This window comes from Streptomyces sp. NPDC004542, assembly GCF_040610035.1.
Taxonomy (GTDB): domain Bacteria; phylum Actinomycetota; class Actinomycetes; order Streptomycetales; family Streptomycetaceae; genus Streptomyces.
The window spans coordinates 45,509-55,704 of sequence record NZ_JBEXLP010000046.1; the positions used below are offsets into that span (position 1 = coordinate 45,509).

Consider the following 10,196-nt stretch of genomic DNA (forward strand, 5'->3'; position numbering starts at 1 on the left):
GTCCCGAGCGGCCCGCCCTCAGGGACGCCATGCCTCGATCGGGTTGCCGAGCCAGCGGGTGCCGTCCGGAACGGACTCCGCGGCCATGACGAGCGACGCGGGACCCAGCGTCGTACGGGCCCCCACCGTGCTGCCGGGCAGCACGATCCCGCCAGGGCCCAGCGTCGCGCCCTCACGGAGGACCACAGTATCCGTCCGCAAGATCCGGTCGTGGAAGAGGTGCGTCTGGAGCACGCAGCCACGGTTCACGGTGGCCGCGTCCCCCAGGGTCACCAGGTCGGTCTCGGGCAGCCAGTAGCTCTCCACCCACGCACCCCGCCCGATCCGCGCGCCCAGCCCGCGCAGCCACGCGGTCATCACCGGTGTACCCGGAACCGAACCGGCCAGCCACGGCACGGCCACCACCTCCACGAAGGTGTCCGCCAGCTCGTTGCGCCACACGAAGCCGCTCCACAGCGGGTGCTCCCCGCCGCGGTGCCGCCCCACGAGCAGCCACTTCGCGACGACCGACACCAGCCCCGCCGCCGCACCCGCCGCGAGCAGCACCAGCCCGGACAGCAGCGGAGCCCACACACCGAGCACGCACAGCGCCGCCACCGTCAGCACCGCCAGCGCCGCCGAGCACAGCACCGGCACGATCCGGCACGCCTCCACCAGGGCGCGCGCCCACAGCAGCCGGGCCGGCGGATCGTACGTACGGCTCCGGTCACCGCCGCTCGCGCTGCGCGGCAGCCGCACCGGCGGCAGCCCCAGGTAGGAGCCGCCCTTCTTCGCCTTCTTCGGCGCCGCCGACAGCACCCCCACCAGGCCGCCGTCCGGCACCGACCGGCCCGGCGCGGTCATCCCGGAGTTCCCCAGGAAGGCCCGCCGCCCGATCTCCGCACGCCCGATCCGCAGCCAGCCGCCGCCCAGCTCGTACGGCGCGGTCAGCGTGTCGTCCGCCAGGAACGCGCCCTCGCCGACCGTGGTCAGGCTCGGCAGCGCGAGCACCGTCGACACCTCGGCGCCCCGCCCGATCCGCATCCCGAGCAGCCGCAGCCACACCGGCGTCACCAGCCCCGCGTACAGCGGGAACAGCGTCTCCCGGGACCGGTCCATCAGCTGCGTGACGGTCCACGCCTGCCAGCCGACCCGGCCGTGCGTCGGGTGCGTGCCCTCGCGCAGGCCCAGGCTCAGCAGCCGCACGCAGACCAGGATCAGCAGCGCGTACGCCAGCCCGAAGGCCAGCGTGGCCGGTACCAGCGCGAGCGCCGCACCCCGCAGGGCCGCACCCAGTCCGGTACCGGGCGCCACGAACACCGAGGCCACGGCGAGCGCGGCGATCCCCGCGACCACCGGCAGCAGGGTCAGCGCGGCACCGGAGACGCCGTACAGGAACCGCCAGCGCACCCGGCGCCGCGGCCGGTCCTTCGGCCAGTTCCGCTTGGCCCTGCCGAGCTTCACGGCGGGCGCGCCCGCCCAGCGCTGACCGGTCGGGATCTGGCCGGTGACGGCCGACCCGGGTGCCACCTCGGCCCGCTTGCCGACCCGGGCACCCGGGAAGAGCATGCTGCGGGTGCCGACGACGGCGTGCGCGCCGACCTTCACCGGGCCGATCTCCAGAAGGTCTCCGTCCAGCCAGTACCCGGACAGATCGACCTCGGACTCCACGGCCGCACCCCGGCCCAGCTTCAGCATGCCGGTGACCGGCGGCAGCGAGTGCAGGTCGACGTCCTGCCCGACCCTGGCGCCCAGTGCCCGCGCGTACCGCTCCAGCCAGGACCCGGTCAGCGAGGTCGCCCCGCTGAACTCGGCCAGCCGCTCGGCGGTCCACAGCCGCAGGTGCACGCCGCCGCCGCGCGGATAGTGACCGGGCCGCACACCGCGCAGCAGCAGCCGCGCCCCGCCCGCGGCGACCGCCAGCCGGCCCGGCGGGCTGAACAGCAGGACGGCACCGGCCGCGACCAGCCACCAAGGGGCCGTCGGCAGCCAGGGGAAGGCGGGCAACAGGTTCCCGAGCGCGGCCAGCGCCACCGTCCAGCGCAGCCCCAGCAGCGTGAACAGCGGCACGAGCAGCAGCAGCTGGATCACCTTGGCCCGCGTCGGCACCGGCGCGACCGTGCGGCGGGCGCCGTCGTCCCGCGCCGACTTCTCCAGACGGCGGGCCAGCTTGCGCAGGGTGGGCTGCTGGTAGATGTCCAGGACGGCGGCGCCCGGGTAGCGGGTACGCAGCCGCGTCGTCAGCCGGGCGGCGGCCAGGCTGCTGCCGCCGATCGCGAAGAAGTCGTCCGAGGCGCCGGCCACCGGGATGCCGAGGACCTCCGTCCACTGCTCGGCGAGCCAGGCCTCGGTGCCGTGGAGCCGCTCGGCCGGACCGCCGGTCTCCAGGCCGTCCAGCGGCCAGGGGAGCGCGCCCCGGTCCACCTTGCCGCTGGTCCGGGTGGGCAGGCCGGCGACCGGCGCGAGGAGCGGGACCAGCGCCGCGGGCAGCTCGGCGCGCAGCTTCCCGACGGCCGCCGCGTGGTCCCAGCCCTCCTGGGTGACGACGTAACCGACCAGGAGCTCGTTGCCGCCGCGGGCGGTGCGCACGGCGGCGGCGGCCCCCGCGACGCCGGGCAGCGCCTGGAGGGCGGCATCCACCTCGCCGAGCTCGATGCGCCGCCCGCCGAGCTTGATCTGCTCGTCGGCCCGCCCGAGGAAGACCAGCCCCTCGGGCTCGGCCTTCACCAGGTCACCGCTGCGGTACGCCCGCTCCCAGCCCAGCGGCTCGAGCGGCGCGTACTTCTCCGCGTCCTTCTCGGCGTCCAGGTACCGGGCGAGCCCGACCCCGCCGATCACCAGCTGCCCGCTGCCGCCCATCGGCACCGGCTCCCCGGCCTCGTCGACGACGGCGAGCTCCCAGCCGTTGAGCGGCAGCCCGATCCGCACCGGCTCCGCACCGGACATCAGCGAGGCGCAGGCGACGACGGTCGCCTCGGTGGGCCCGTAGGTGTTCCAGACCTCGCGGCCCTCCGTCACCAGCCGCTGCACCAGCTCGGGCGGGCAGGCCTCCCCGCCGAAGATCAGCAGGCGTACGTCGTTCAGGGTCTCGGGCTCCCACAGGGCCGCCAGCGTGGGCACCGTGGAGACGACGGTGATCTCCTGCTCGACCAGCCAGGGCCCGAGGTCGGCGCCGCTGCGGACCTGTGACCGGGGCACCGGGACCAGACAGGCCCCGTACCGCCACGCCAGCCACATCTCCTCGCAGGACGCGTCGAACGCCACCGACAGCCCCGCCATCACCCGGTCGCCGGGCCCGATCGGCTCCTCCGTGAGGAACAGCGCGGCCTCGGCGTCCACGAACGCGGCCGCGCTGCGGTGGCTGACGGCGACGCCCTTGGGCTTCCCGGTGGACCCCGAGGTGAAGATGATCCACGCGTCGTCCTCCACGCCCGGCCGGGCGGCCGGGACGTCACCGCGGCCGGTCACGTCCAGCCGGTGCCCGGCCCCGACGACGGCCCGCACCCCGGCTTCCCCGAACACCAGTTCGACCCGCTCGTCCGGGTCCTCGGCGTCCACGGGGACGTAGGCGGCACCCGCGGCCAGCACGGCGAGCACCGCGACGTACAGGCCGTTGGTGCCGGACGGGACCCGCACCCCCACCCGGTCGCCGCGGCCGACCCCGGCCGCGGCCAGCCGCCGCCGCAACCGCTCCACCTCCGCGGCCAGCTCACGGTAGGTGAGCCGCGTCGTGCCGTCGTCCAGGGCGAGTTCGTCCGGGTACGACCGCACCGACGCGTCGAAGACGTCCACGAGCGTGCGGGCAGGGGCCGCCGGCCCTCCGGAAAACCGTGCCGTGTCGCCGAACCGCTCGCGTATCTCTTCGTCGAGCAGGCCAAGAGCACTGCTCTCGTGCGTGGCTGCCATCGGGTCCTCGCGTCTCCAGCCCGGAAGCCTCCGGGGCGCTGGCGGGCCCGCAGGTCTGCCTGGGGTTGTCCGGCTCCAGCTCCGTAACAAGCCGGAAATATTAGTACGACGGTAGGCTTCCGGCCTGGTCACGGCCACGCGGGTGGGCCGTCCGGGGGATGGGTGAGGGCCGGTCAGAAACCGCTGACCTGGCGGTATTCGGCCGCGAGGAGAGATGGCCCACATGGCCCCGCCGGGCTCGGCGCATACCGGTCGCGCGGCCGGGCGGCAGCCCTGACATGGGAAAGACCCCTGCTCAGCAGGGGTCCCAGCTGGTGTCCGAGGGGGGACTTGAACCCCCACGCCCGATAAAGGGCACTAGCACCTCAAGCTAGCGCGTCTGCCATTCCGCCACCCGGACAAGGTGTCTGTCGTGCGAGGTGTCCCCCGCGGCGACGAAGGAAACATTACCAGGCTTTCGGGGGTGGCCGATCACACCCCGTCCCGGGTCGCGTCCGGCGTGAACGGTGTGTGACGGGGCGGACCCGCTCTTGGGGTCGCGCGGTGCGGAGGGGCAGGATGAGGGGGACCGGCCGGCAGTGACAGCGGGAGGAAGCAGCGTGAGCGAGACGGACACGGCCAGGGGCGTCACCGGCGAGGACGAGGTCGTGGACCTCTGCCGCGAGCTGATCCAGATCGACACCAGCAACTATGGCGACCACTCGGGCCCGGGCGAGCGCACGGCCGCCGAGTACGTCGCCGAGAAGCTCGCCGAGGTGGGCCTGGACCCGAAGATCTACGAGTCGCACCCCGGGCGGGCGTCGACGGTGGCCCGTATCGAGGGCGAGGACCCGTCCCGGCCCGCGCTGCTGATCCACGGCCACCTGGACGTCGTGCCCGCCAACGCGGCCGACTGGACCCATGGGCCCTTCTCCGGGGAGGTCGCCGACGGATGCGTGTGGGGACGCGGTGCCGTCGACATGAAGGACATGGACGCGATGACGCTGGCGGTCGTCCGCGACCGGCTGCGCAGCGGACGCCGTCCTCCCCGGGACATCGTGCTGGCCTTCCTCGCGGACGAGGAGGCGGGCGGCACGTACGGGGCGCGGTACCTCGTCGACCACCACCGCGACCTCTTCGACGGCGTCACCGAGGCGATCAGCGAGGTCGGCGGGTTCTCGTTCACGGTCAGCGAGCAGCGGCGGCTTTACCTGATCCAGACCGCCGAGAAGGGCATGCACTGGATGAAGCTGACCGTGGCCGGCACCGCCGGGCACGGGTCGATGATCCACCGGGACAACGCGATCACCGAGCTGTCGGAGGCCGTGGCACGGCTGGGCCGGCACAAGTTCCCGGTACGGGTCACCAAGACCACCCGCGCCTTCCTCGACGAGCTCGGCGACGCGCTCGGCACCGAGCTCGACCCCGAGGACATGGAGTCGACGCTCGCCCGGCTCGGCGGCATCGCCAAGCTGATCGGCGCGACCCTGAGCAACACCGCCAACCCCACGCAGCTGGGCGCCGGCTACAAGGTCAACGTCATTCCGGGCGAGGCCACCGCGCACGTCGACGGGCGCTTCCTGCCGGGCCACGAGGAGGAGTTCCTCGCCGACCTCGACCGGATCCTCGGGCCGAAGGTGCGGCGGGAGGACGTGCACGCCGACAAGGCCGTCGAGACCACCTTCGACGGGGCGCTGGTGGAGGCCATGCAGTCCTCGCTGCTGGCCGAGGACCCGGCCGCCAAGGCCATCCCGTACATGCTGTCCGGCGGTACGGACGCCAAGTCCTTCGACGACCTCGGCATCCGGGGGTTCGGCTTCGCACCGCTGAAGCTGCCGCCGGAGCTGGACTTCGCGGGCATGTTCCACGGCGTGGACGAGCGGGTGCCGGTGGACGGGCTGAAGTTCGGTGTGCGGGTGCTCGACCGGTTCATCGACGCGTCGTGAGGCACGCGTGGTGAGTCAAGGGGCAGAGCTATTCGGGCGCCCGTACGAGATCGACTGAGAAGGGTGAATGCGACCATAAGCTCGTAGCTCCATTACTCCCTCCTCGTTACAGGTAATGCGATCAGCAACGCGAGATCGCTTGTGTCAACGAGGAGGAACAATGCTCAAGAAGGTCGTCGCTGCTGCGGCCGCCACCAGTGGTCTGGTTCTCGCAGGCGCGGGCCTGGCCGTCGCCGACTCGGCTGCCCAGGGTTCCGCCGCACACTCCCCGGGTGTCGTCTCCGGCAACGCCATCCAGGTGCCGGTGCACGTCCCGGTGGGCGTGTGCGGCGACACGATCAGCGTGATCGGGTTCATGAACCCTGCCTCTGACAACGCCTGCATCAACGGGTGATGACGTCTCTCTGAGGGACGTCTGCGCGGTCGGCCCCGGAGCGCGCTCCACGCATTCCGGGGCTTACCGAGACTTTTCGTGAAATGCAGGATGTGAAGGCAGGGGGAAAAGCAGTGATGCGACAGGGTACCCGTAAGGGTCTGATGACCGTGGCAGCCGCCACCGGCGTGATCGCCGCCGCGAGTGGCTACGCCCACGCGGATGCGGGTGCGGCGGGCTCCTCGTCCAATGCACCGGGCGTGCTGTCCGGCAACGTCGTCCAGGTGCCGGTGCACGTGCCGGTGAACGTCTGCGGCAACACCGTGAACGTCGTCGGGTTCCTCAACCCCGCGACGGGCAACCAGTGCGGCAACAGCGGTGGTTCCGGTGGTTCCGGTGGTTCTCAGGCGGGAGGGGACACGGGCGGTTCGCCCGGGGTCGGCTCGGGCAATCAGGTCCAGGTGCCGGTGCACGTGCCGGTGAACGTGTGCGGCAACAGCATCGGCGTCATCGGCGCCGGTAACAGCGCCAAGGACAACGACTGCGGCAACGGCGGTGGTTCCGGTGGTTCCGGTGGTTCTCAGGCGGGAGGGGACACGGGCGGTTCGCCCGGGGTCGGCTCGGGCAATCAGGTCCAGGTGCCGGTGCACGTGCCGGTGAACGTGTGCGGCAACAGCATCGGCGTCATCGGCGTCGTCAACAGCGCCAAGGACAACGACTGCGGCAACGGCGGGGGTAGCGGCGGTACGACGCCGCCGGGGCAGCCGGGCAACCCCGGTACGCCCGGCACCCCCGGTACGCCGGGTAACCCGGGAACCCCCGGTAACCCGGGCACTCCGGGTACGCCGGGAACCCCCGGTAACCCGGGCACTCCGGGTACGCCGGGGACCCCCGGTAACCCGGGTGGTTCCTCGCACGTCAACCAGCACGGCGGACGTGCCGCCCAGCAGTCGGCCGCCGGGCAGCTCGCCCACACCGGCAGCGGGCTGCCGCTGGGCATCGCCCTGCCCGCGGGCGCGGGCGCGCTGCTGGCGGGCGCGGTGCTCTACCGCAAGGCCCGGGCCTCGGCATGACACCCGGCCGGTGACCCCACCTCCGGGCAACAACCCGGTGACGGAAACGGAGCGGGCCCCGCATCGGCGGGGCCCGCTCCGTCTCAGTCGACCTGCTTCACCACGTGGCACGCACCTGGCGGATGATCCGCCGGCGCAACCGCACCCTGCGGCTGCCGTCGCGCAGCAGGCTCAGTCGGTCCAATTCCCAGTGTCCGTACTCGGCATGGTCCGTCAGCAGGCGTGTCGCATCCTTGCGGGAGACCCCGCGAGGCACGTACACGTCGACAAATTCGTATTCCGGCATCGCATCTATTGTGCGGGCTGGGGCCCGGTACGGATAGCGTCTGCACTATGTCTGATGCTGCGCAGCCCACCGCTGCCGAGGTACGCGCCGCCGCCGAGGCGGTCAAGACCGCGCTCGACCGCCACCTTGCGGCGGTAGAACGCAGGTCGGGTGAGGACGACCCGGCCGTCTACGAGGCGTTCAACCAGCTGGCGGCGGCCGCCGAGACGTACGACGAGCTGCTCTACGACCGCTACGACGAGGTGACCCCCTTCGAGATCCCCGCCGCGGACGAGTCACTGCCGCCGTACGCGGGCCCCGAGGAGCCGAACGCGATCAGCGTGCTGATCCGCCGCGACTACGCCGTGGCGGAACCCCAGCGGCTGCAGGCGCAGGCCGAGCGGGTCGAGGCGGCGGACTACGAAGACGGCACGGATGCCTCCGGCACCGTCCACGGCGCCCTGGGCATCCTGTTCGGCGAGTTCGAACCGGACGAGATCGCCTCCCGGCACAAGGAGTTCGGCCTGGAGGAGGGCGACTCCACGCTCTGGGTCACCGCCGCCGAGGAACCGGCCGAGCCGGGTGAGTGGCTCGAGGCACCCTTCGAGCAGGTCGATCCGCAGCGGGTGATCTGCCGGTTCGACGTCAGCGCGGTGTTCGACGAGGACGACGAAGACGACGAAGACGACGAAGAACCGGACGACGACAACGACGACGGCGACGACGAGGCCGACGACTTCGAGGACGTCCTCGACCTCGACGAGGACGAGGACCTCGAGCCGCTGGACGCCGAACGCTGACCCGGGCGGCGGTGCCGTACGGCCCTGGGGCCGGCCGGCACCGCCGTGACCGATCAGCCTGCCGCCGGGACCTGCGTTCTCAGCAGCACCGGCAGGCGCGTCGTGCGCGGCTTGGCCGAGATCTCCGCGACGGCCCTGGGCAGCGCCTGCTCGATTCCGTGCACCACGGACAGATGCCGGCCGGCCCGGCCGAAGGCCGTGTACACCCAGGGCCGGCTGAGGGTCTGGGCGGCGTCGCCCGGCAGCACCACGACCACCGCCGGCCACAGCGAACCGACCGCCTGGTGCGCGGTCAGCGCCCAACCGTGCCGCACGGACTGCTCCACCCGTTCCCTCGGTACGACGACCGGGTCACCCGCGCACGACAGGTGCAGCCCGTCGGCGTCGGCCTTCACCACCTGACCCGGCAGCGTACGGCCCGGCGCGGGGGAGTAGGCGATCCGGTCGCCCGGATCGAACCCGCCGAAGCGGCCGGGACCCGGATTGAGCCGCTTCTTGAGCTCCGCGTTCAGCGCCCGGGTGCCCGCGGCGCCCCCGTGACCCGGGGTGATCACCACCGTCTGCTCGGGCGGCACGCCGATGGCACGGGGCACGGAGTCCGCGACCAGCTGCACGGTCCGGTGCACGGCCTCGCCCGCGTCCCGGACCGGCACGATGACGATCTCCTTGCCGGGCGCCCCGACCTGGTTCAGCTCGCCGACGCCGATGCCGGAGACCAGTTCGCCGAGCGGGCCCGGGTCGGGGACGCGGGAGGCGACCTGCGGGCACACGCGCGCGGCGAGCAGGTCGGCGAAGACCCGGCCCGGCCCGGCCGACCACAGCACCCCCGGGTCCCCCGCGAGCACCAGGCGGGCCCCGTCGGGCAGCGACTCCACGATCATCGCCGCGCTCTCCACATCGAGCTGCGGGGCGTCCAGCACGATCAGCAGATCCAGGTCCAGGGCCCCTTCGGCGTCCCGGCCCGGTCCCTCCGCGCCGGTCAGCAGACCGGGAACGGTGACGACGGACCCGGTGTCCTCGCCCCCGTCCGCAGCGTCGAGCAGGGCCGCGAACCGCTGCCGTCCGTCCGGCGTGTGGCAGGCCGCCACGGCCCGCAGCCCGGCCGCCCGGGCCGCGGTGAGCAGGGCCGCCGGTTCGGCGCGCGCCGCCTCACCTCCCGTGTGCAGCACCAGGCCGTGCCCGGCGACGGCCCGCACCAGCTCCGCGACACCGCCGGACGCGGTCACCGCCTGCCACTCCTCGGCGGCCTCCTTGGGCAGTGAGTTGACCAGACGGGCCAGACCGTCGGCGAGGCTCTCCTCGGCGAGCGCGTACCGCTCCAGGCCGACGAGCACGCGCACCGGTCGCTGCTCGTCACTCTCCCCGGCGTCCTCGGTGTCCCCAGCGTCCTTCTCGTTCTCCCCCCGCGCCGTCCGGGCCGGGGCGCCGGGCTCCTCAAGCGCGTCCTGGAAGGCCAGGGCCTCACCCTCCGCGAGGGCGCTCTGCACGGCCGCGTCCGGATCGGGCACGCCCTGCCGGCCCAGGGCCGTGGTGAGCGCGGGCAGTTCCAGGGCGGTGTGTCCGGCCAGGGCCGCCTGCTCCAGCAGCCAGCCGGTCACCGCGCGGCCCCGCCGTTCGTCGTCCGGGCCGCACTCCGCGCCGAGCAGCGCCCGCGCGAACCCGTCGGCCTGCTCGGGGCGCACTCCGGCGACCCGCAGCAGCTGCCAGGGATCCTCCCGCAGCACGGCATCGGCACCCTCGCCGAGGACCGCGGCGGCCTGGGGTGCGAGCGCCTCGGGCGCGCCACCGTCGGTCAGCACGCGCCGTACGGCCGCGACCGTGTCCGGCGCGGGGGCCGGTGCGGCGGGTGCGCTGGCCGGGGCGGGCCGCGGACGC

General features: G+C 73.4%; 7 protein-coding genes and 1 tRNA gene. 4 read left to right on the forward strand and 4 right to left on the reverse strand.

The window, feature by feature from the left end; all coding sequences use genetic code 11:
- Window positions 1-18: 18 nt before the first annotated feature.
- Entirely contained in the window at window positions 19-3,885 is a 3,867-nt protein-coding gene (locus ABZX30_RS23855) for a Pls/PosA family non-ribosomal peptide synthetase (RefSeq protein WP_355936604.1), read from the reverse strand.
- A gap of 312 nt (window positions 3,886-4,197) precedes the next feature.
- A tRNA-Leu gene (locus ABZX30_RS23860) sits at window positions 4,198-4,285 on the reverse strand.
- A 199-nt stretch (window positions 4,286-4,484) separates the two neighbouring features.
- Here ABZX30_RS23860 and ABZX30_RS23865 point away from each other — a divergent pair.
- The 3 genes from ABZX30_RS23865 (at window position 4,485) to ABZX30_RS23875 (ending at window position 7,256) form a co-directional block, all read left to right on the forward strand.
- On the forward strand, window positions 4,485-5,810 hold the full coding sequence (locus tag ABZX30_RS23865) for a M20/M25/M40 family metallo-hydrolase (protein ID WP_355936605.1): 1,326 nt from the start codon (window positions 4,485-4,487) through the stop codon (window positions 5,808-5,810).
- 160 nt (window positions 5,811-5,970) lie between these two features.
- Entirely contained in the window at window positions 5,971-6,204 is a 234-nt protein-coding gene (locus ABZX30_RS23870) for a chaplin (protein ID WP_355936608.1), read from the forward strand.
- A gap of 116 nt (window positions 6,205-6,320) precedes the next feature.
- On the forward strand, window positions 6,321-7,256 hold the full coding sequence (locus tag ABZX30_RS23875) for a chaplin (RefSeq protein ID WP_355936611.1): 936 nt from the start codon (window positions 6,321-6,323) through the stop codon (window positions 7,254-7,256).
- Between the two features lie 97 nt (window positions 7,257-7,353).
- Here ABZX30_RS23875 and ABZX30_RS23880 read toward each other — a convergent pair whose 3' ends face one another.
- Complete coding sequence (locus ABZX30_RS23880; RefSeq protein ID WP_005485166.1) at window positions 7,354-7,542, reverse strand: DUF5703 family protein; 189 nt, start codon at window positions 7,540-7,542, stop codon at window positions 7,354-7,356.
- A gap of 47 nt (window positions 7,543-7,589) precedes the next feature.
- On the opposite strand from ABZX30_RS23880, the gene ABZX30_RS23885 reads away from it, so the two are divergent.
- A complete protein-coding gene (locus ABZX30_RS23885; protein WP_355936614.1) occupies window positions 7,590-8,321 on the forward strand; it encodes a hypothetical protein in 732 nt (243 codons plus the stop codon).
- Window positions 8,322-8,374: 53 nt separating this feature from the next.
- On the opposite strand, the gene ABZX30_RS23890 is transcribed toward ABZX30_RS23885, so the two are convergent.
- On the reverse strand, window positions 8,375-10,196 hold a 1,822-nt coding region (locus ABZX30_RS23890; protein WP_355936617.1), incomplete at its 5' end, for a helix-hairpin-helix domain-containing protein.